Annotated in this window: 15 protein-coding genes; 14 read left to right on the top strand and 1 reads right to left on the bottom strand. The window is 54.7% G+C overall.

Going from position 1 to position 21,353, the window contains the following annotated elements:
- The first annotated feature begins 64 nt into the window (after positions 1 to 64).
- The 9 genes from rpsA to NA330_RS03715 all read left to right on the top strand — a co-directional run bounded on the left by rpsA (position 65) and on the right by NA330_RS03715 (position 10,788).
- Positions 65 to 1,738 (top strand): 30S ribosomal protein S1, encoded by a 1,674-nt coding sequence (rpsA, locus tag NA330_RS03755; RefSeq protein ID WP_000140324.1) that lies wholly within the window; start codon positions 65 to 67, stop codon positions 1,736 to 1,738.
- Between the two features lie 155 nt (positions 1,739 to 1,893).
- Positions 1,894 to 2,178 (top strand): integration host factor subunit beta, encoded by a 285-nt coding sequence (gene ihfB, locus NA330_RS03750; protein WP_000167332.1) that lies wholly within the window; start codon positions 1,894 to 1,896, stop codon positions 2,176 to 2,178.
- A 229-nt stretch (positions 2,179 to 2,407) separates the two neighbouring features.
- A complete protein-coding gene (locus tag NA330_RS03745) occupies positions 2,408 to 4,672 on the top strand; it encodes a ComEC family protein (RefSeq protein ID WP_023193417.1) in 2,265 nt (754 codons plus the stop codon).
- A gap of 36 nt (positions 4,673 to 4,708) precedes the next feature.
- On the top strand, positions 4,709 to 6,457 hold the full coding sequence (gene msbA / locus NA330_RS03740; RefSeq protein WP_000551246.1) for a lipid A ABC transporter ATP-binding protein/permease MsbA: 1,749 nt from the start codon (positions 4,709 to 4,711) through the stop codon (positions 6,455 to 6,457).
- Entirely contained in the window at positions 6,454 to 7,431 is a 978-nt protein-coding gene (gene lpxK, locus NA330_RS03735) for a tetraacyldisaccharide 4'-kinase (RefSeq protein WP_023242432.1), read from the top strand. Before msbA ends, lpxK begins: the two co-directional genes overlap by 4 nt.
- 43 nt (positions 7,432 to 7,474) lie before the next feature.
- Positions 7,475 to 8,707 carry a winged helix-turn-helix domain-containing protein gene (locus tag NA330_RS03730; RefSeq protein ID WP_023242431.1) on the top strand — a complete coding sequence of 411 codons (1,233 nt, stop codon included), beginning with the start codon at positions 7,475 to 7,477 and terminating at the stop codon, positions 8,705 to 8,707.
- Positions 8,708 to 8,758: 51 nt separating this feature from the next.
- Positions 8,759 to 8,941: a protein YcaR gene (ycaR, locus tag NA330_RS03725; RefSeq protein ID WP_000350061.1), complete on the top strand. Its 183-nt coding sequence runs from the start codon at positions 8,759 to 8,761 to the stop codon at positions 8,939 to 8,941.
- A complete protein-coding gene (kdsB, locus tag NA330_RS03720) occupies positions 8,938 to 9,684 on the top strand; it encodes a 3-deoxy-manno-octulosonate cytidylyltransferase (protein ID WP_000011576.1) in 747 nt (248 codons plus the stop codon). The genes ycaR and kdsB overlap by 4 nt, the downstream gene beginning before the upstream one ends.
- Positions 9,685 to 9,894: 210 nt before the next feature.
- Complete coding sequence (locus tag NA330_RS03715; RefSeq protein ID WP_000436894.1) at positions 9,895 to 10,788, top strand: YcbJ family phosphotransferase; 894 nt, start codon at positions 9,895 to 9,897, stop codon at positions 10,786 to 10,788.
- Here NA330_RS03715 and elyC read toward each other — a convergent pair.
- Positions 10,768 to 11,544, bottom strand: a complete 777-nt coding sequence (elyC, locus tag NA330_RS03710; protein ID WP_000899551.1) for an envelope biogenesis factor ElyC — start codon at positions 11,542 to 11,544, stop codon at positions 10,768 to 10,770. The genes NA330_RS03715 and elyC overlap by 21 nt on opposite strands.
- Positions 11,545 to 11,679: 135 nt before the next feature.
- On the opposite strand from elyC, the gene cmoM reads away from it, so the two are divergent.
- The 5 genes from cmoM (at position 11,680) to ldtD (ending at position 21,141) form a co-directional block, all read left to right on the top strand.
- Positions 11,680 to 12,483: a tRNA uridine 5-oxyacetic acid(34) methyltransferase CmoM gene (cmoM, locus tag NA330_RS03705; RefSeq protein ID WP_001154025.1), complete on the top strand. Its 804-nt coding sequence runs from the start codon at positions 11,680 to 11,682 to the stop codon at positions 12,481 to 12,483.
- Complete coding sequence (mukF, locus tag NA330_RS03700) at positions 12,476 to 13,798, top strand: chromosome partition protein MukF (protein ID WP_001288828.1); 1,323 nt, start codon at positions 12,476 to 12,478, stop codon at positions 13,796 to 13,798. Before cmoM ends, mukF begins: the two co-directional genes overlap by 8 nt.
- Complete coding sequence (gene mukE / locus NA330_RS03695; RefSeq protein ID WP_000060025.1) at positions 13,779 to 14,483, top strand: chromosome partition protein MukE; 705 nt, start codon at positions 13,779 to 13,781, stop codon at positions 14,481 to 14,483. Before mukF ends, mukE begins: the two co-directional genes overlap by 20 nt.
- Positions 14,483 to 18,949 carry a chromosome partition protein MukB gene (gene mukB / locus NA330_RS03690; RefSeq protein WP_023242430.1) on the top strand — a complete coding sequence of 1,489 codons (4,467 nt, stop codon included), beginning with the start codon at positions 14,483 to 14,485 and terminating at the stop codon, positions 18,947 to 18,949. Before mukE ends, mukB begins: the two co-directional genes overlap by 1 nt.
- A 344-nt stretch (positions 18,950 to 19,293) precedes the next feature.
- Complete coding sequence (gene ldtD, locus NA330_RS03685) at positions 19,294 to 21,141, top strand: L,D-transpeptidase (RefSeq protein ID WP_000925874.1); 1,848 nt, start codon at positions 19,294 to 19,296, stop codon at positions 21,139 to 21,141.
- The last annotated feature ends 212 nt before the right edge of the window (positions 21,142 to 21,353 follow it).

The raw sequence follows: 21,353 nt of genomic DNA, 5'->3' as shown, positions 1-21,353 counted from the left end.
TGTTAAACAACCCCATCCGGCACGGAGCCAGGTGGACGTTAAATATGAAACCTGAAGATTAAACATGACTGAATCTTTTGCTCAACTCTTTGAAGAATCCTTAAAAGAAATCGAAACCCGCCCGGGTTCCATCGTTCGTGGTGTTGTTGTTGCTATCGACAAAGACGTAGTACTGGTTGACGCCGGTCTGAAATCTGAGTCTGCCATTCCGGCTGAGCAGTTCAAAAACGCCCAGGGCGAACTGGAAATCCAGGTTGGTGACGAAGTTGACGTTGCTCTGGATGCAGTAGAAGACGGCTTCGGTGAAACTCTGCTCTCTCGTGAGAAAGCTAAACGTCACGAAGCATGGATCACGCTGGAAAAAGCTTACGAAGATGCTGAAACTGTTACCGGTGTTATCAACGGCAAAGTTAAGGGTGGCTTCACTGTTGAGCTGAACGGTATTCGCGCGTTCCTGCCAGGTTCTCTGGTAGACGTTCGTCCGGTGCGTGACACTCTGCACCTGGAAGGCAAAGAGCTTGAATTCAAAGTAATCAAGCTGGACCAGAAACGTAACAACGTTGTGGTTTCTCGTCGTGCCGTTATCGAATCCGAAAACAGCGCAGAACGCGATCAGCTGCTGGAAAACCTGCAGGAAGGCATGGAAGTTAAAGGTATCGTTAAGAACCTCACTGACTACGGTGCATTCGTTGATCTGGGCGGCGTTGACGGCCTGCTGCACATCACTGATATGGCCTGGAAACGCGTTAAGCATCCGAGCGAAATCGTGAACGTTGGCGACGAAATCAACGTGAAAGTGCTGAAATTCGACCGCGAGCGTACCCGTGTATCCCTGGGCCTGAAACAGCTGGGCGAAGATCCGTGGGTTGCTATCGCTAAACGTTATCCGGAAGGTACCAAACTGACCGGTCGCGTGACCAACCTGACCGACTACGGCTGCTTCGTTGAAATCGAAGAAGGCGTTGAAGGCCTGGTTCACGTTTCCGAAATGGACTGGACCAACAAAAACATCCACCCGTCCAAAGTGGTTAACGTTGGCGACGTAGTGGAAGTGATGGTTCTGGATATCGACGAAGAACGTCGTCGTATCTCCCTGGGTCTGAAGCAGTGCAAATCTAACCCGTGGCAGCAGTTCGCAGAAACCCACAACAAGGGCGACCGCGTTGAAGGTAAAATCAAGTCTATCACTGACTTCGGTATCTTCATCGGCCTGGACGGCGGCATCGACGGCCTGGTTCACCTGTCTGACATCTCCTGGAACGTTGCAGGCGAAGAAGCAGTTCGTGAATACAAAAAAGGCGACGAAATCGCTGCAGTTGTTCTGCAGGTTGACGCAGAACGTGAACGTATCTCCCTGGGCGTTAAACAGCTCGCAGAAGATCCGTTCAACAACTGGGTTGCTCTGAACAAGAAAGGCGCTATCGTAACCGGTAAAGTCACTGCAGTTGACGCGAAAGGCGCAACCGTAGAACTGGCTGACGGCGTTGAAGGTTACCTGCGTGCTTCTGAAGCATCCCGTGACCGCGTTGAAGATGCGACTCTGGTTCTGAGCGTTGGCGACGACGTTGAAGCTAAATTCACCGGCGTTGATCGTAAAAACCGCGCAATCAGCCTGTCTGTTCGTGCGAAAGACGAAGCTGACGAGAAAGATGCCATCGCAACTGTTAACAAACAGGAAGATGCAAACTTCTCTAACAACGCAATGGCTGAAGCATTCAAAGCAGCTAAAGGCGAGTAATCCTCTGAAACTTCGGGCCTTTTAGTCCGAAGTCTAACGAGATTACTTGACAGATTGCAGGTTTCGGCCTGTAATCAAGCACTAAGGGCGGCTACGGCCGCCCTTAATCAATCTCACGGCTGCAGCCAATTTGCCTTTAAGGAACCGGAGGAATCATGACCAAGTCAGAATTGATTGAAAGACTTGCAACCCAGCAATCTCACATTCCCGCTAAGGCGGTTGAAGACGCGGTAAAAGAGATGCTGGAGCATATGGCCTCGACTCTTGCGCAGGGCGAGCGTATTGAAATCCGCGGTTTCGGCAGTTTTTCTTTGCATTACCGCGCGCCTCGTACCGGACGTAACCCTAAGACCGGCGATAAAGTGGAACTGGAAGGAAAATACGTTCCTCACTTTAAACCGGGTAAAGAACTGCGCGATCGCGCCAATATTTACGGTTAAGTTTTAACGCAAAACTTGAACCCGAAAAAAGCACCGTCAGGGTGCTTTTTTCATTTATACGCCGTCAGGCGCAAACGCTATTCGACCGAAAACTGGAAAACATTTCGCATTTTTTGCTGCGTCTTACATTTATCAGGTAAAAAACCTGGAATCCGCGCCGTATAGCACAAAATCCCCTCCAGACAATGGCGTCCTGAACCTGCACACTTTCCCGCACAGGGAGGTGTCTATGAAGATAACGACAGTCAGCGTATGCGTAGTATGCGGCATACTTCCGCTCATGATATTGCCAGTATTACCTGACACGTGGATTCTCGCGGTGCTGTTTTGTCTGGCATGTTTGCTTTGCCTCATACCCCATCACTATGCGCGCTACGCGGCATTAACTTTGCTCTTTTTCATGTGGGGGATATTTGCCGCCAGGCAGGCCATCTGGGCGGGAAACGTCCTGCCCGCCGCGACGCAGGAGGCGACAGTCGTCATTACTGCCACCGATCATATGACCACTCATTATGGGCGAATCACCCATTTGCGCGGAAAGCCGCTCTTTCCTGCTGTAGGGATTGTCCTGCATGGCCAGTACTTACCCACGGAAGTGTGTGCCGGACAACAGTGGGCGATGACGCTGAAGGTCAGAGCGGTACACGGGCAGCTTAACGAAGGCGGTTTTGATAGCCAACGTTACGCGCTGGCGCAGCACCAACCGTTGACCGGGCGTTTTCTACAGGCTAAAGCGATTAACCCTGAGTGTAGCTTGCGTGGGCGCTATCTTGCTTCGCTTCGCGCTACGCTTGCGCCTTATCCGTGGCAGCAGGTTATTCTGGCGTTGGGAATGGGGGAGCGGGGAGCGGTGTCGCAGGAGGTGAAGGCCGTTATGCGCGATACGGGGACTGCCCATTTGATGGCGATTTCCGGCCTGCATATCGCTTTTGCCGCGTTATTGGCTGCCGGATTAATCCGTGGCGGACAATTCTTTTTGCCGGTCAGATGGATTCGTTGGCAGACGCCATTGCTGGGCGGCATTCTTTGCGCGATATGTTATGCCTGGCTTACCGGCTTACAACCGCCTGCGCTGCGCACGGTGGCGGCACTGAGCGTCTGGGGAGGATTAAAACTAAGCGGACGACAGTGGAGCGGCTGGCAAGTCTGGTGCTGCTGTCTGGCCGCGATTATTTTCGCCGATCCTGTGGCGGTTATATCACAAAGTCTTTGGCTGTCAGCATTTGCGGTTGCCGGCCTGTTATTCTGGTATCAGTGGTTTCCTGCGCCAAACGGAAATTTTCCACGGGGCTTACGCTGGTTGCTTAACCTGCTTCACCTACAGGCAGGCATTACACTTCTGCTTTTGCCTCTCCAGGTGGCGCTTTTTCATGGCATAAGCGTTACCGCAATGCTGGCGAATCTTTTTGCCGTACCCTGGGTCACATTTGTGACGGTTCCACTCATCCTGGCGGGAATGATTCTGCATTTAACCGGGCCGTTTTTTCTTGAAGAGTGGGTATGGTACCTGACCGATCGCGCGTTAGCCGCGCTATTTTACCTGTTGAATGCTTTACCGCAGGGCTGGGTGAATATTGATAACCGTTGGCAGTGGCTGACGTTTTTGCCCTGGCTAATGCTTATCGCGTGGCGATTAAACGTCTGGCGTACCTGGCCGGCGGTCTGTTTATGCGGGTTATTGTTGATGAGCTGGCCACTCTGGCGGCCGATAAACGCCAGCGGATGGCAGGTGCATATGCTGGATGTCGGTCAGGGGCTGGCGATAGCGATCGTCAGGGGCGATAAAGTAATACTCTACGATACCGGTCGGGCATGGCCGGAGGGCGACAGCGGGCAACAGGTTATTATTCCCTGGTTGCGCTGGCATAATCTGACGCCGGAGGGCGTTATTTTGAGTCATGAGCATCTGGATCATCGGGGCGGGCTGCGTTCGCTACAGCAGGTCTGGCCGTCAATGTGGATTCGCAGCCCGTTAGGCTGGCAGGGACATTTGCCCTGTTTTCGCGGCGAGCAGTGGCAATGGCAGGGGCTAACGTTTCAGGCGCACTGGCCGTTACGCGAAAGTGCCGATCGAGGAAATAACCGCTCCTGTGTGGTCAAAGTGGATGACGGTGTACATAGCATCCTGCTCACGGGCGATATCGAAGCGGGCGCTGAACAAAAAATGCTTAGTCGTTACTGGCGACATCTTGCGGCGACGTTTATCCAGGTGCCGCATCATGGTAGTAATACGTCGTCGTCGTTACCATTTATTCAGCGCGTACATGGTGAAGCGGCGCTGGCGTCCGCATCGCGCTATAACGCATGGCGGCTGCCGTCCCGCAAGGTAAAACAGCGCTACCGACAGCAGGCGTATCAGTGGTTTGATACACCCCACCAGGGGCAAATTTCGCTGCTGTTTTCTCCGCAGGGCTGGCGCATACAAGGCTTACGGGATCAAATTTTACCTCGCTGGTATCATCAGTGGTTTGGCGTGTCCGAGGATAACGGGTAGAATATGCGGCTATTTCAACAAATGCTGGTTTTTTGAATGCATAACGATAAAGATCTCTCTACGTGGCAGACCTTCCGCCGACTGTGGCCAACCATAGCGCCTTTTAAAGCAGGTCTGATCGTGGCGGGCATAGCGTTAATTCTCAACGCAGCCAGCGATACCTTCATGCTATCGCTCCTCAAGCCATTACTGGATGATGGTTTCGGTAAAACGGATCGCTCAGTGTTGCTGTGGATGCCGCTGGTGGTTATTGGGCTGATGATATTACGAGGCATCACTAGCTATATCTCCAGCTACTGTATTTCATGGGTGTCAGGCAAGGTGGTAATGACCATGCGCCGTCGCCTGTTTGGCCATATGATGGGAATGCCCGTCGCCTTCTTTGATAAACAGTCTACCGGTACGCTGCTGTCGCGTATTACTTACGATTCAGAACAGGTTGCCTCTTCTTCATCTGGCGCGCTGATTACCGTGGTGCGTGAAGGGGCATCGATCATCGGATTGTTTATCATGATGTTCTATTACAGCTGGCAGCTGTCGATCATCCTGGTTGTTTTAGCGCCGATTGTGTCGATTGCAATTCGCGTTGTCTCAAAGCGGTTCCGCAGCATCAGTAAAAATATGCAGAACACGATGGGACAGGTGACTACCAGCGCTGAACAAATGCTGAAAGGACACAAAGAGGTACTGATTTTCGGCGGTCAGGAAGTCGAAACTAAACGCTTTGATAAAGTCAGCAATAAGATGCGACTGCAAGGCATGAAAATGGTCTCTGCCTCGTCAATTTCCGATCCTATCATTCAGCTCATTGCCTCGCTGGCGCTGGCGTTTGTCCTCTATGCTGCGAGCTTCCCAAGCGTAATGGATAGCCTGACGGCTGGGACCATCACCGTGGTGTTCTCCTCCATGATCGCGCTGATGCGTCCATTAAAATCGCTGACAAACGTTAACGCGCAGTTCCAGCGTGGGATGGCGGCTTGTCAGACGTTGTTTGCGATTCTGGACAGCGAACAGGAGAAAGATGAAGGTAAACGTGTCATTGACCGCGCGACCGGCGATCTCGAATTCCGCAATGTGACGTTTACTTACCCGGGCCGTGAAGTGCCGGCATTGCGTAACATCAATTTGAAAATTCCTGCCGGGAAAACCGTGGCGCTGGTGGGGCGTTCCGGATCGGGTAAATCAACTATCGCCAGTCTGATCACCCGTTTCTACGATATTGATGAAGGACACATCCTGATGGATGGTCACGATCTACGCGAATACACTCTGGCCTCTCTACGTAATCAGGTGGCGCTGGTTTCGCAAAACGTGCATCTGTTTAACGACACGGTCGCTAATAACATTGCTTATGCCCGGACGGAAGAATACAGCCGCGAGCAGATTGAAGAGGCGGCGCGCATGGCCTATGCCATGGACTTTATCAACAAGATGGATAATGGCCTGGATACCATCATCGGCGAAAACGGCGTACTGCTTTCCGGCGGTCAACGCCAGCGTATCGCAATTGCCCGCGCCTTACTGCGCGACAGCCCGATTCTGATCCTTGATGAAGCTACGTCCGCGCTGGATACCGAATCTGAACGTGCGATTCAGGCCGCGTTGGATGAGCTGCAGAAAAACCGTACCTCTCTGGTGATTGCGCACCGTCTCTCCACCATCGAACAGGCGGATGAGATCGTTGTAGTCGAAGACGGCATTATCGTTGAGCGCGGCACTCATAGCGAGCTGCTGGCGCAACACGGCGTTTACGCCCAGCTGCATAAGATGCAATTTGGCCAATGATTGCGCGTATCTGGTCGGGTGAATCCCCGCTATGGCGGTTACTGCTGCCGCTCTCCTGGCTGTATGGCCTGGTGAGCGGGGCGATTCGTCTGAGCTATAAGCTTGGTTTTAAACGCGCCTGGCGAGCGCCGGTACCGGTCGTTGTGGTAGGGAATCTTACGGCTGGCGGTAACGGTAAAACCCCCGTAGTTATTTGGCTGGTGGAAAAGTTGCAACAGCGTGGCGTGCGCGTGGGGGTCGTTTCCCGCGGCTACGGCGGGAAAGCTGCCGCTTATCCGCTGCTCCTGACGCCGGAGACGACAACCGCAGAAGCGGGAGATGAACCGGTATTGATTTATCAACGGACCGGCGCGCCTGTCGCGGTGGCGCCTGAACGCGCCGTGGCGGTGAAAGCGATTCTGGCGGCGCATAATGTGCAGATTATTATCACTGACGATGGGTTGCAGCATTACCGACTCGCGCGAGATATTGAAATTGTGGTGATTGACGGCGTGCGCCGTTTTGGCAACGGCTGGTGGCTTCCTGCCGGTCCTATGCGCGAACGAGCCAGTCGCCTGAAAACCGTAGACGCCGCTATCGTGAATGGCGGCGTCGCCCGGGCGGGCGAAATACCCATGCAGCTAGCGCCTGGACTGGCGGTGAACTTACGTACGGGAGCGCGTTGCGATGTGGCGCAACTGAGCAATATTGTGGCGATGGCGGGCATCGGTCATCCGCCGCGCTTTTTCGCCACGCTGGAAGCCTGTGGCGCGCATCCGCAAAAGTGCGTTCCGCTGGCCGATCATCAAACGCTCGCCCCTGCTGACGTTCAGGCGTTAGTCGGTGAAGGGCAGACCCTGGTAATGACGGAAAAAGACGCGGTGAAATGCCGTGCTTTTGCCGAAGATAACTGGTGGTTCTTACCGGTTGATGCGCGTTTGTCCGGTGAGCAGCCTGATAAGTTGCTTGAACATATCACCTCGCTGGTTCGCTAGCGTACCCCAATGCAGCGGCAGTGATGAATTTATGGAGTCATGAATGTCATTGCCGTACCTTTCTCTTTCCCAGGCCCGTTGTCTTCACCTTGCTGCGCAGGGGCTATTGAAAAAGCCGCGCCGTAACGCGATGCCTGGCGATGTTCTTGCCGCCATCTCACGCATGGCGTTGCTGCAAATTGATACCATCAATGTTGTCGCACGTAGCCCCTATCTGGTGCTGTTTAGCCGTCTCGGTTCGTACCCGCAGGCCTGGCTGGATGAGGCGCTGCGACGCGGCGAGTTAATGGAATATTGGGCGCATGAGGCCTGTTTCTTGCCACGCCGCGACTTTAAACTTATCCGCCATCGTATGCTGTCGCCGGAAAAGATGGGCTGGAAATATCGCGCGGCATGGATGCATGAGCACGCGGAAGAAATAGAACAGCTAGTGCGGCATATTCAGGAGCACGGTCCGGTGCGTTCTGCCGATTTTGAACATGCGCGGAAAGGCGTCAGCGGCTGGTGGGAATGGAAACCACATAAACGCCACCTTGAGGGTTTATTTACCGCCGGAAAAGTCATGGTTGTTGAGCGGCGTAATTTTCAACGTGTATATGATTTAACGCCCCGTGTGATGCCGCACTGGGATGATGAACGCGATGGACTGTCACAGTCGCAGGCGGAAAACCTGATGCTGGATAATAGCGCGCGCAGTCTGGGGATTTTCCGTGAACAGTGGCTGGCGGATTACTACCGCCTGAAACGTCCTGACCTGAAGGGATGGCGGGAGAGCCGGGCGGAACAGCAGCAGATTATTCCGGTCGAGGTGGAAACGTTGGGGCGGATGTGGCTTCATGCCGATCTTCTTTCGCAGCTGGAACCGGCGCTGAATAACGCCTTAAAGGCGACCCATAGCGCAGTACTGTCGCCTTTCGATCCTGTGGTATGGGATCGCAAGCGGGCAGCGCAGCTTTTCGGATTTAACTATCGGCTGGAGTGTTATACGCCCGCAGCGAAGCGCCGGTACGGTTATTTTGTGCTGCCGCTATTATACCAGGGCCGTTTAGTCGGGCGAATGGATGCCAAAATGCACCGTAAAACGGGGGTGCTTGAGGTTATCTCGCTGTATCTGGAGGACGATATTCGCCCTGGCGTTAGTCTGCAAAAAGGAATCTGGCAGGCGATTAGCGCGTTTGCTGCCTGGCAACGGGCATCGCGCGTGACGCTGGGACAATGTCCGCCAGGCCTGTTTAGCGCCATGCGTCATGGCTGGGAAATAGACCCTGCACCCTAACCGATTATGTTAATATTGAAGGATTCACAATCCGGTCCATCTGGAGGAACTATGGATCATCGTCTGCTTGAAATCATCGCCTGCCCGGTATGTAACGGCAAACTCTGGTATAACCAGGAACAGCAAGAATTAATTTGCAAACTGGATAATCTCGCTTTCCCGTTACGCGACGGCATTCCTGTATTGCTGGAAAATGAAGCTCGCGCCCTGACATCTGATGAGAGTAAATCATGAGTTTCGTCGTCATCATTCCGGCCCGTTTTTCATCTACCCGACTGCCAGGAAAACCATTAGTGGATATTAATGGTAAGCCCATGATTGTTCATGTCCTGGAGCGGGCGCGCGAATCTGGCGCGGAACGCATTATTGTCGCGACCGATCATGAAGACGTGGCTCGTGCGGTAGAAGCGGCTGGCGGCGAAGTGTGCATGACGCGCGCCGATCACCAGTCCGGCACCGAACGGTTGGCGGAAGTGGTAGAGAAGTGCGGATTCAGCGACGATACCGTTATTGTGAACGTTCAGGGCGATGAGCCGATGATCCCAGCGGTTATTATTCGCCAGGTCGCGGAAAATCTGGCGCAGCGCCAGGTTGGCATGGCGACGCTGGCGGTGCCGATTCACAGCGCCGAAGAAGCGTTTAACCCGAATGCGGTAAAAGTCGTGCTGGATGCTGAAGGCTATGCGCTTTACTTTTCCCGGGCGACGATTCCCTGGGATCGCGATCGCTTTGCAAAAAGTCTGGAAACGGTAGGGGATACTTGCCTTCGTCACCTGGGCATTTATGGCTATCGCGCGGGATTTATCCGCCGTTACGTGAGCTGGCAACCCAGCCCGCTGGAACATATTGAAATGCTGGAGCAACTCCGTGTGCTGTGGTACGGCGAAAAAATTCATGTCGCCGTCGCCAAAGCGGTGCCCGGCACGGGCGTAGACACCGCCGACGACCTGGAGCGCGTGCGCGCTGAAATGCGTTAACATGATCCTGTTCATGATCGTCTTAGACGGTCATGAACAGCGCGGTATGATAGCGCAAAGATGAATACTCACGTCTGCTCATCAGTGGCAGCTTTCTCGTACCGTTACGATTTTCCTCATTTTTCTTTTCTTCCCTTGATCTGATACGGGTGACATCTGTCCATACGACGCTCATTATTAAAGCAGTAGCACTAATGGGGGTAATCTGGAATGGAACAGTTGCGGGCCGAACTCAGTCATTTGTTGGGTGAAAAACTTAGCCGTATAGAGTGCGTGAATGAGAAAGCGGATTCCGCATTGTGGTCATTATATGACAGCCAGGGAAATCCGATGCCGCTGATGGCGCGAAGCTTTACCACTCCCGGCGTTGCGCAGCAACTGGCATGGAAAACCTCAATGCTGGCGCGTAGCGGTACGGTGAGGATGCCGGTAATCTATGGCGTATTGACGCATGAAGAGCATCCTGGTCCGGATGTGCTGCTACTGGAACGACTGCGCGGTGTGCCGGTCGAGGCGCCGGCGCGCACTCCGGAACGCTGGGAACAGCTAAAAGATCAGATTGTCGAAGGGCTGTTAGCCTGGCATCGGCAGGATAGCCGCGGTTGCGTTGGCGCCGTAGACCATACTCAGGAGAATATCTGGCCTTCCTGGTATCGTCAGCGGGTGGAGGTGCTGTGGACGACGCTAAATCAGTTCAGCAATACCGGTCTGACGATGCAGGACAGACGCATTCTGTTTCGTACCAGAGAATGTCTTCCTTCGTTATTTGAAGGGTTTAACGACAACTGCGTACTGGTGCATGGCAACTTCTGCCTGCGCAGTATGCTTAAAGACGCCCGTAGCGATCAGCTTCTGGCGATGGTCGGCCCCGGGCTGATGCTGTGGGCGCCGAGAGAGTTCGAACTGTTTCGCCTGATGGATAATCCATTGGCGGAGGGATTGCTTTGGCATTATCTGCAACGCGCGCCAGTGGCGGAGTCCTTCATCTGGCGGCGTTGGCTCTATGTGCTGTGGGACGAGGTTGCGCAATTGGTCAATACCGGACGTTTTAACCGTACCAATTTTGATCTGGCGGCGAAATCATTACTCCCCTGGCTTGCCTGATATGCCTTTCAGCCATTGCCAAAGTCGCCCTAATGTTTCATACCCAGCGCGATCGCTGTGCATCAGCCAGACCGGGGACGGAATTGCCCGCTCCCAGGGATTGAGCGGCGAATCGATCGCCAACTGATTCGCCGGCGCGGGAAGCGGATTCAGCCCGGCATGCTGAAAGAAAATCATCGCACGCGGCAAATGCGAGGCGGAGGTTACCAACAGGAAAGGGGCGTCGCCGATGGCCTGCTTAACGGCGACGGCTTCTTCTTCCGTATCTTTTGGCTTATCCAGCGTAATAATATCGCTACGCGGTACGCCCAGCGACTGCGCCACCCGCGCACCGACTTCCGCCGTGCTTACCGTATTGGTTTTTGCTACGCCGCCGGTAAAAATCAGCTTTGCTCCCGGATTCGCGCGCCACAGCCGAATGCCTTCCGCCAGCCGCGGCAAGCTGTTGTTAATTAAATTAGAGCTCGGCGCCCACTGCGGGTTCCAGGTATAGCCGCCGCCGAGAACCACAATATATTCCACCTTTTGCGGACCCTGCCAGGTAGGGTAGCGGTTTTCTATCGGACGCAGCAGATGGTCAGAAACGGGTTGCAGGCTTAATAGCAATAGCGCCAGCCAACCTACGCTGATAAATACTTTTCCGGTTTTCTGAAAGCGGCTAAACCAGAGCAGCGCCAGGCCGACGCCAATGATCAGCAACATCAGCGGAAGCGGCAATAACATACCGCCAATCACTTTCTTTAGCGTAAAAAGCATCCTTTTTGGTTCCTTTTTTAACCATATAGCGGAGGATTAACGGTGATATTACACCAGACAGGTTCATTCTGGCCGCGGCTGTGACAAAATAGCGGTTTTATCAGATAACGCCTGAGCCAGCCTGTGGAGAGTCCGATGCAGGATCGCAATTTTGATGACATTGCTGAAAAGTTTTCCCGTAACATTTACGGCACGACCAAAGGACAACTGCGGCAAGCCATTCTGTGGCAAGACCTGGACCGTGTGCTGGAGGAGATTGGCGGGCGAAAACTGCGGGTACTGGATGCCGGCGGCGGCGAAGGGCAAACGGCGATTAAGATGGCGGAACGCGGCCATCAGGTGACGTTATGCGATCTGTCTGGCGAAATGATCGCCCGCGCGCGGCAGGCGGCCGAGGCAAAAGGTGTGAGCAAAGACATGCATTTTATACAATGCCCGGCTCAGGACGTCGCTTCGCATTTGGAAAGCCCGGTTGATCTGATATTGTTTCATGCTGTGCTGGAGTGGGTAGCCGATCCTGTCGGCGTATTAGAAACGCTCTGGTCAGTATTGCGCCCTGGCGGCGCGCTGTCGTTGATGTTCTATAACGCTAACGGTTTGCTGATGCACAATATGGTGGCGGGTAATTTTGACTACGTGCAGGCGGGGATGCCTAAACGCAAGAAGCGCACGCTGTCGCCTGACTACCCGCGCGACCCCGCGCAGGTGTACCAGTGGCTGGAGGCGATTGGCTGGCAGATTACCGGTAAAACCGGCGTGCGTGTGTTTCATGATTATCTGCGTGAAAAACACCAGCAGCGTGACTGTTATGAGACCCTGGTCGAACTGGAAACGCGTTATTGCCGCCAGGAGCCGTATATTAGCCTTGGGCGCTACATTCATGTCACCGCGATTAAAAGCCCGGCGCTAGCCGCAGATGCAAGGATAACCTATGAGTGAATTTTCCCAGACAGTCCCCGAACTGGTTGCCTGGGCCAGAAAAAACGACTTTTCCATCTCGCTGCCGGTAGACAGACTTTCCTTTCTGCTGGCGGTCGCCACGTTGAACGGCGAACGCCTTGACGGCGAGATGAGTGAAGGCGAGCTGGTGGATGCATTCCGCCATGTGAGTGATGCGTTTGAGCAAACCAGCGAAACCATCGGCGTGCGCGCGAACAACGCGATTAACGATATGGTGCGTCAACGTCTGCTGAACCGCTTTACCAGCGAGCAGGCGGAAGGCAATGCGATTTACCGATTAACCCCGCTCGGGATTGGCATCACCGATTACTACATTCGTCAACGCGAATTCTCTACGCTGCGTCTTTCTATGCAGTTGTCGATTGTGGCCGGTGAATTGAAGCGCGCGGCGGATGCGGCAGCGGAGGGGGGCGATGAGTTCCACTGGCATCGCAACGTTTACGCGCCATTGAAATATTCGGTGGCGGAGATTTTCGACAGTATCGATCTCACCCAGCGCATCATGGATGAACAGCAGCAGCAGGTGAAAGACGATATCGCACAACTGCTGAATAAAGACTGGCGGGCGGCGATTTCCAGCTGTGAACTGCTGCTTTCCGAAACGTCCGGTACGCTGCGCGAGTTGCAGGATACGCTGGAGGCGGCGGGCGATAAGCTGCAGGCTAACCTGCTGCGCATTCAGGATGCCACGATGACGCACGACGATCTGCATTTTGTCGACAGGCTGGTGTTTGACTTACAAAGTAAACTTGACCGCATTATCAGTTGGGGTCAGCAGTCTATTGATTTATGGATCGGCTACGATCGTCACGTGCATAAATTTATCCGTACCGCGATCGATATGGATAAAAACCGTGTCTTCGCCCAGCGGTTGCGCCAGTCCGTACAGACTTATTTTGACGATCCGTGGGCGCTAACCTACGCGAATGCCGATCGTCTGCTGGATATGCGCGATGAAGAGATGGCGTTGCGTGACGATGAAGTCACCGGGGAGTTGCCGCCGGATCTGGAATATGAAGAGTTTAACGAGATCCGCGAGCAGTTAGCGGCGATCATTGAAGAACAGCTGGCTATCTACAAAACCAGACAAACGCCACTGGATCTTGGGCTGGTGGTGCGCGAGTATCTGGCGCAATACCCGCGCGCGCGTCATTTCGACGTGGCGCGTATTGTTATCGATCAAGCGGTACGTCTTGGCGTAGCGCAAGCAGATTTCACCGGACTGCCAGCCAAATGGCAGCCGATTAATGATTACGGAGCCAAGGTACAGGCGCATGTCATTGACAAATATTGAACAAGTGATGCCGGTTAAGCTGGCGCAGGCGCTGGCGAATCCGTTATTTCCGGCGCTGGATAGCGCATTACGTTCGGGCCGCCACATCGGGCTGGACGAACTGGATAATCATGCCTTTCTGATGGATTTTCAGGAATACCTGGAAGAGTTTTACGCGCGTTATAACGTGGAACTGATCCGCGCGCCGGAGGGATTCTTCTACCTGCGTCCGCGTTCTACTACGCTTATCCCGCGCTCGGTGTTATCCGAACTGGATATGATGGTCGGTAAAATTCTCTGCTACCTCTATCTTAGCCCGGAGCGTCTGGCCAACGAAGGGATCTTTACTCAGCAGGAGTTGTACGACGAGCTGCTTACCCTTGCGGACGAAGCCAAACTGCTAAAGCTGGTGAATAACCGCTCGACGGGATCTGACGTTGATCGTCAGAAACTGCAGGAAAAGGTGCGTTCTTCTTTAAACCGCCTGCGTCGTTTGGGCATGGTATGGTTTATGGGCCACGACAGCAGCAAATTCCGCATTACCGAATCGGTCTTCCGCTTTGGCGCGGATGTCCGCGCCGGCGACGATCCTCGCGAGGCGCAGCGTCGTCTCATCCGCGACGGGGAAGCGATGCCCATTGAAAACCATCTGCAACTTAATGATGAGACCGAAGAGAGTCAGCCGGACAGTGGAGAGGAAGAATAATGATTGAACGCGGTAAATTTCGCTCGCTAACGCTGATTAACTGGAACGGTTTTTTTGCCCGTACTTTTGACCTGGATGAACTGGTCACGACGTTATCCGGGGGCAACGGCGCCGGGAAATCCACGACGATGGCTGCGTTCGTCACGGCGCTGATCCCAGATCTTACATTACTGCACTTTCGTAACACCACGGAAGCCGGCGCCACCAGCGGTTCGCGCGATAAAGGTCTGCACGGTAAGCTGAAGGCGGGCGTCTGTTACTCCATGCTCGACACCATTAATTCCCGCCATCAGCGGGTGGTGGTCGGCGTGCGTCTGCAGCAGGTCGCTGGGCGCGATCGCAAAGTGGACATCAAACCGTTCGCTATCCAGGGGCTGCCGATGTCGGTACAGCCGACACAACTGGTGACGGAGACATTAAACGAACGTCAGGCGCGCGTACTGTCGCTTGCTGAGTTGAAAGACAAGCTTGACGAGATGGAAGGCGTGCAGTTTAAGCAGTTTAACTCCATCACCGATTATCATTCGCTGATGTTTGACTTAGGGATTATCGCCCGTCGTCTGCGTTCCGCTTCCGATCGTAGTAAATTCTATCGTTTGATAGAGGCCTCGCTGTACGGCGGGATCTCCAGCGCCATTACCCGGTCGCTACGCGATTATTTATTGCCGGAAAACAGCGGCGTGCGCAAGGCGTTCCAGGATATGGAAGCGGCGCTGCGCGAGAACCGACTCACGCTGGAAGCGATTCGTGTTACCCAATCCGATCGTGATCTGTTTAAGCATTTGATCAGCGAAGCCACCGATTATGTGGCGGCGGATTATATGCGCCACGCCAATGAGCGTCGGGTTCACCTTGATCAGGCGTTGGCGTTTCGACGCGAACTGTACACATCGCGCAAACAACTGGCGGCGGAGCAGTACAAGCACGTCGATATGGCCCGTGAGTTGGGCGAACATAACGGCGCCGAAGGTTCTCTTGAAGCGGATTACCAGGCGGCGAGCGATCACCTGAATCTGGTGCAAACCGCGCTGCGCCAGCAGGAAAAAATTGAACGCTACGAAGCGGATCTTGAAGAGCTGCAGATTCGACTCGAAGAGCAAAATGAAGTGGTGGCGGAAGCCGCCGAAATGCAGGACGAAAATGAAGCGCGTGCCGAAGCCGCCGAGCTGGAAGTCGATGAACTCAAAAGCCAGCTTGCGGATTACCAGCAGGCGCTGGATGTACAGCAAACGCGCGCGATTCAGTATAACCAGGCGATATCAGCGCTTGCCCGCGCTAAAGAACTTTGTCATCTGCCGGATCTAACGCCGGAAAGCGCCGCCGAATGGCTGGATACTTTCCAGGCAAAAGAGCAGGAAGCTACGGAAAAACTGCTGTCGTTGGAACAAAAGATGAGCGTGGCGCAAACCGCGCACAGTCAGTTTGAGCAGGCTTATCAGCTGGTAGCGGCGATCAACGGCCCGCTGGCGCGTAGCGAAGCCTGGGACGTGGCGCGCGAGCTGTTACGGGACGGCGTGAACCAGCGTCATCTGGCGGAACAGGTACAGCCGCTGCGGATGCGCCTGAGCGAACTGGAACAGCGGCTGCGCGAGCAGCAAGAGGCGGAACGTCTGCTGGCGGAGTTCTGTAAGCGACAGGGCAAAAATTTTGATATTGACGAACTGGAAGCGCTGCATCAGGAGCTGGAAGCCCGCATCGCGTCCTTGTCTGAGAGCGTGTCGTCAGCCAGCGAACAGCGTATGGCCTTGCGTCAGGAGCAGGAGCAGCTTCAGTCGCGTATTCAACATCTGATGCGGCGCGCGCCCGTCTGGCTGGCGGCGCAAAACAGCCTTAACCAGCTTAGCGAACAGTGCGGCGAGGAGTTTACGTCCAGCCAGGAAGTGACCGAATACCTGCAACAGCTACTGGAGCGTGAGCGCGAAGCCATTGTCGAACGCGACGAAGTGGGCGCGCGTAAAAATGCGGTTGATGAAGAGATCGAACGTTTAAGCCAGCCGGGCGGCGCGGAAGACCAGCGTTTGAATGCGCTGGCGGAGCGTTTTGGCGGGGTACTGCTGTCGGAAATCTACGATGATGTCAGCCTTGAAGATGCGCCGTACTTTTCCGCACTGTATGGCCCGTCGCGCCATGCGATCGTCGTACCGGATTTATCGCAAATAGCCGAACAGCTTGAAGGTCTGACCGACTGCCCGGAAGATCTGTACCTGATCGAAGGCGATCCGCAGTCTTTTGATGACAGCGTATTCAGCGTTGACGAGCTGGAAAAGGCGGTGGTCGTGAAAATTGCCGACCGTCAGTGGCGTTATTCGCGTTTCCCGTCGCTGCCTATTTTTGGCCGTGCGGCGCGCGAGAACCGTATTGAAAGTCTCCATGCGGAACGGGAAGTGCTTTCCGAGCGTTTTGCCACGCTCTCGTTTGACGTGCAGAAAACCCAGCGTTTGCACCAGGCGTTCAGCCGTTTTATCGGCAGCCACCTTTCCGTTGCCTTTGAGGACGATCCGGAAGCGGAAATTCGCCGACTGAACGGGCGTCGCGTCGAGCTGGAGCGCGCGCTGGCGACGCATGAAAACGACAACCAGCAGCAGCGCCTTCAGTTTGAGCAGGCGAAAGAGGGCGTTTCCGCGCTTAACCGTTTGCTGCCGCGGCTGAATTTATTGGCCGATGAAACGCTGGCCGATCGGGTCGATGAAATTCAGGAACGGTTGGATGAGGCGCAGGAAGCGGCGCGATTTGTGCAGCAATATGGCAACCAGTTAGCCAAACTGGAGCCGGTGGTTTCCGTTCTGCAAAGCGATCCGGAACAGTTTGAGCAGTTAAAAGAAGACTATGCATGGTCGCAGCAAATGCAGCGCGACGCGCGCCAGCAGGCTTTTGCGCTGGCTGAAGTCGTCGAACGTCGGGCGCATTTCAGCTATTCCGACTCGGCGGAAATGCTGAGCGGCAACAGCGATCTCAATGAAAAGCTGCGCCAGCGGCTGGAGCAGGCGGAAGCCGAGCGTACCCGCGCCCGCGAAGCGCTGCGCAGCCATGCCGCGCAGTTAAGTCAGTACAGCCAGGTCCTGGCCTCGCTAAAAAGCTCTTACGACACGAAAAAAGAGCTGCTTAACGATTTGCAGCGCGAATTACAGGATATTGGCGTTCGCGCCGACAGCGGGGCGGAAGAGCGTGCCCGCCAGCGTCGCGATGAACTGCACGCCCAGTTGAGCAATAACCGTTCGCGTCGCAATCAGCTTGAGAAAGCGCTCACCTTCTGCGAAGCGGAGATGGAGAACCTGACCCGTAAGCTGCGCAAGCTGGAGCGCGATTATCATGAAATGCGCGAGCAGGTTGTGACCGCGAAAGCCGGCTGGTGCGCAGTCATGCGGATGGTGAAAGACAATGGCGTGGAACGCCGTCTGCACCGTCGTGAGTTGGCTTATCTGTCGGCGGATGAACTGCGCTCCATGTCGGATAAGGCGTTGGGCGCGCTGCGCCTGGCCGTCGCGGATAACGAACATCTGCGCGACGTATTGCGCCTGTCGGAAGATCCGAAACGCCCGGAACGTAAAATCCAGTTCTTTGTGGCCGTTTACCAGCATCTGCGCGAACGTATTCGTCAGGATATTATTCGTACCGACGATCCGGTTGAAGCCATTGAACAAATGGAGATTGAGCTGAGCCGTCTGACGGAAGAGCTGACATCGCGTGAGCAAAAGCTGGCGATCAGTTCCCGCAGCGTGGCAAACATCATCCGCAAGACTATCCAGCGTGAGCAGAACCGTATCCGTATGCTGAACCAGGGGTTGCAAAGCGTCTCGTTTGGCCAGGTGAATAGCGTGCGGTTAAACGTCAACGTGCGTGAAACGCATGCCACCTTGCTGGATGTGCTTTCAGAACAGCAGGAGCAGCACCAGGATCTGTTTAACAGCAATCGTCTGACCTTCTCCGAGGCGCTGGCGAAACTGTACCAGCGTCTGAATCCGCAGATCGATATGGGGCAACGCACGCCGCAGACCATCGGCGAGGAGCTGCTGGACTACCGTAACTATCTGGAAATGGAAGTTGAAGTTAACCGTGGGTCCGACGGCTGGCTGCGTGCGGAATCCGGCGCGCTATCAACGGGGGAAGCTATCGGGACCGGGATGTCAATTCTGGTGATGGTGGTGCAAAGCTGGGAAGACGAAGCGCGCAGACTGCGCGGGAAAGATATTTCGCCATGTCGCCTGCTGTTCCTCGATGAAGCGGCGCGTCTGGATGCGCGCTCTATCGCCACGCTGTTTGAACTATGTGAACGTTTGCAGATGCAGCTCATCATTGCCGCGCCGGAAAACATCAGTCCGGAGAAGGGCACGACCTATAAACTGGTGCGTAAAGTGTTTCAGAATACTGAGCATGTTCATGTTGTCGGGCTGCGTGGCTTTGCGCCGCAGCTTCCGGAAACGCTTCCCGGTACGCAGACGGAAGATACGCCTTCAGAAGCGAGTTAAACACGGCAGAAACGATGAAGTGCCCGATGGCGCCTCGCTTATCAGGCAAGGCCGGATAAGTCGGTTACGCCGCCATCCGGCACAACAAGTTCTGTTTTATCATTAGCCTGGGGCGGCGAAAGCCGCCTTTTTCTTTATCTGAAAAATCTCTCCGGGTAGTGCATTTTCTTTAAACTTCTTTACATTAGGTTAGGCAAAAACGTAACGAACTTTATATACTGGAGTTAAGCCTGACGAGTGAGCAGGCTGACTCGTCATACTAAACAAAAGCATTGGTTGCGGTTGACCCGCGCTGCGGGCAGCGCAGTCATGCGGAGTATGATAACGAAAACAGGGGGCAAGGGATGTTGCTTAATAAGATGTGTGGTCGTTGTCTGTCGGCAATCAGTTTATGCCTGGCCGTAACATTCGCTCCACTGTTCAATGCGCAGGCCGATGAGCCTGAAATGATACCTGGCGATAGCGCCGTTGCCGCGACGGATCAGGCTGGGCCGCAGAAGCAATCCGCCGCGACGGCGATTATGGCCGGGATTCAGCCGCTGCCGGAGGGCGTTTCAGCCGAGAAAGTCCGGGCTGATTTACAGTCGCAGCTTCCTTCCGGCTATACGCCGGTCTATATGAGCCAGCTGACATTGCTGTATGCCGCGCGCGACATGAAGCCCATGTGGGATAATCGCGATGCGGTGAAAGCCTTCCAGCAACAGTTGGCGGAGGTGGCGATTGCCGGATTCCAGCCGCAGTTTACCGCCTGGGTGGCATTGTTGACCGATCCCGCCGTAAACGGTATGGCGCGCGATGTTGTGTTGTCAGACGCCATGATGGGCTATCTCCATTTCATTGCGAATATCCCCGTCAAAGGCCAGCGCTGGTTATATAGCAACAAACCTTACGCATTGGCGACGCCGCCAGTCTCGGTGATTAACCAGTGGCAAATCGCGCTGGAAGAGGGCCAGTTGCCGATGTTTGTCGCCAGCCTGGCGCCGCAGCATCCACAGTATGCGCCCATGCATGACGCGTTGCTGAAGCTGGTGGCGGACTCTCGCCCGTGGCCGCAGTTGGCCAATACCGCAACGCTGCGCCCGGGGCAATGGAGTAACGATGTGCCTGCGCTGCGCGAAATATTACAGCGTACGGGGATGCTGGATGGCGGTCCAAAGATAGCCTTACCCGGCGATAACACTGCTGATAGTGCCGTCGTCAGCCCCTCCGCCGCGGTAGTCGAAACATCGGTGGCGCAGCCGGTCGACGAACCAACGGCCCGCCATAGTAAGCCGGCTCCGGCGGCACGCGCCTACGATCGTGAACTGGTCGAGGCGGTAAAGCGTTTTCAGGCATGGCAAGGGCTGGGGGCGGATGGCGTTATTGGCCCGGCGACGCGTAACTGGCTTAATATGACCCCCGCGCAACGCGCAGGCGTACTGGCACTGAATATCCAACGTTTACGCCTGCTGCCGGCGGAACTCTCTACCGGTATTATGGTGAACATTCCCGCTTATTCGCTGGTCTACTATCAGAATGGCAACCAGGTGCTGGCTTCAAGGGTGATCGTCGGGCGTCCCGATCGTAAAACGCCGATGATGAGCAGCGCGCTGAATAATGTGGTGGTGAACCCGCCGTGGAACGTTCCGCCCACGCTTGCGCGTAAAGACATTTTACCGAAGGTGTGGAATGACCCAGGCTATCTGGAGCGCCATGGCTACACCGTGATGCGCGGCTGGAACAGCAAAGAAGCGATCGATCCGTGGCAGGTTGACTGGGCCACCATTACGCCATCGAATCTTCCGTTCCGTTTCCAGCAGGCGCCAGGCGCGCACAATTCGCTGGGGCGTTATAAATTTAATATGCCGAGCTCAGATGCGATCTATCTGCACGATACGCCTAACCATACTCTCTTTCAGCGTGACGCCAGGGCGTTAAGTTCCGGCTGCGTGCGGGTCAATAAGGCCTCTGAACTGGCGAATATGCTCTTGCAGGATGCTGGCTGGAACGATGCGCGGATCTCAGGCGCCCTGAAGCAAGGCGACACGCGGTATGTCAATATCCGGCAGAACATTCCAGTAAATCTTTACTATCTGACCGCGTTTGTCGGCGCAGATGGACGTATGCAATATCGTACAGATATTTACAATTACGATCTCACAGCGCGATCCAGCGCACAAATTGTGCCAAAGGTTGAACAATTAATCAGGTAAATGAAGAAGTTCTGGTAAATATGTTGTCCTAATGTTTGGCTTCAACGGGGCGTTTCGCTGTAGACCCCCGTTGTGGCTGGGGGAGGGCCATCTTGACGCGGGCTTTATCGGCAGTTAAGGTGCCTTTCGTGCGCCAGAAGTGCATATACAACAACCTTTAAGTCGACCGGGCCGTTCAGAAGTCTGTGCCAGCCGGTATCATGTCTGCTTAA

Source organism: Salmonella sp. NW722 (assembly GCF_051702785.1).
Classification (GTDB): Bacteria; Pseudomonadota; Gammaproteobacteria; order Enterobacterales; family Enterobacteriaceae; genus Salmonella; species Salmonella enterica.
Note: the sequence above shows the minus strand (reverse complement) of the source record. Positions and strands in the feature narration are given on the sequence as shown.

Bases quoted from the DNA above. Each gene is read 5' to 3' on its own strand.
- rpsA (WP_000140324.1), top strand. From the start codon at position 65: ATGACTGAATCTTTTGCTCAACTCTTTGAAGAATCCTTAAAAGAAATC.
- ihfB (WP_000167332.1), top strand. From the start codon at position 1,894: ATGACCAAGTCAGAATTGATTGAAAGACTTGCAACCCAGCAATCTCAC.
- NA330_RS03745 (WP_023193417.1), top strand. From the start codon at position 2,408: ATGAAGATAACGACAGTCAGCGTATGCGTAGTATGCGGCATACTTCCG.
- msbA (WP_000551246.1), top strand. From the start codon at position 4,709: ATGCATAACGATAAAGATCTCTCTACGTGGCAGACCTTCCGCCGACTG.
- lpxK (WP_023242432.1), top strand. From the start codon at position 6,454: ATGATTGCGCGTATCTGGTCGGGTGAATCCCCGCTATGGCGGTTACTG.
- NA330_RS03730 (WP_023242431.1), top strand. From the start codon at position 7,475: ATGTCATTGCCGTACCTTTCTCTTTCCCAGGCCCGTTGTCTTCACCTT.
- ycaR (WP_000350061.1), top strand. From the start codon at position 8,759: ATGGATCATCGTCTGCTTGAAATCATCGCCTGCCCGGTATGTAACGGC.
- kdsB (WP_000011576.1), top strand. From the start codon at position 8,938: ATGAGTTTCGTCGTCATCATTCCGGCCCGTTTTTCATCTACCCGACTG.
- NA330_RS03715 (WP_000436894.1), top strand. From the start codon at position 9,895: ATGGAACAGTTGCGGGCCGAACTCAGTCATTTGTTGGGTGAAAAACTT.
- elyC (WP_000899551.1), bottom strand. From the start codon at position 11,544: ATGCTTTTTACGCTAAAGAAAGTGATTGGCGGTATGTTATTGCCGCTT.
- cmoM (WP_001154025.1), top strand. From the start codon at position 11,680: ATGCAGGATCGCAATTTTGATGACATTGCTGAAAAGTTTTCCCGTAAC.
- mukF (WP_001288828.1), top strand. From the start codon at position 12,476: ATGAGTGAATTTTCCCAGACAGTCCCCGAACTGGTTGCCTGGGCCAGA.
- mukE (WP_000060025.1), top strand. From the start codon at position 13,779: ATGTCATTGACAAATATTGAACAAGTGATGCCGGTTAAGCTGGCGCAG.
- mukB (WP_023242430.1), top strand. From the start codon at position 14,483: ATGATTGAACGCGGTAAATTTCGCTCGCTAACGCTGATTAACTGGAAC.
- ldtD (WP_000925874.1), top strand. From the start codon at position 19,294: ATGTTGCTTAATAAGATGTGTGGTCGTTGTCTGTCGGCAATCAGTTTA.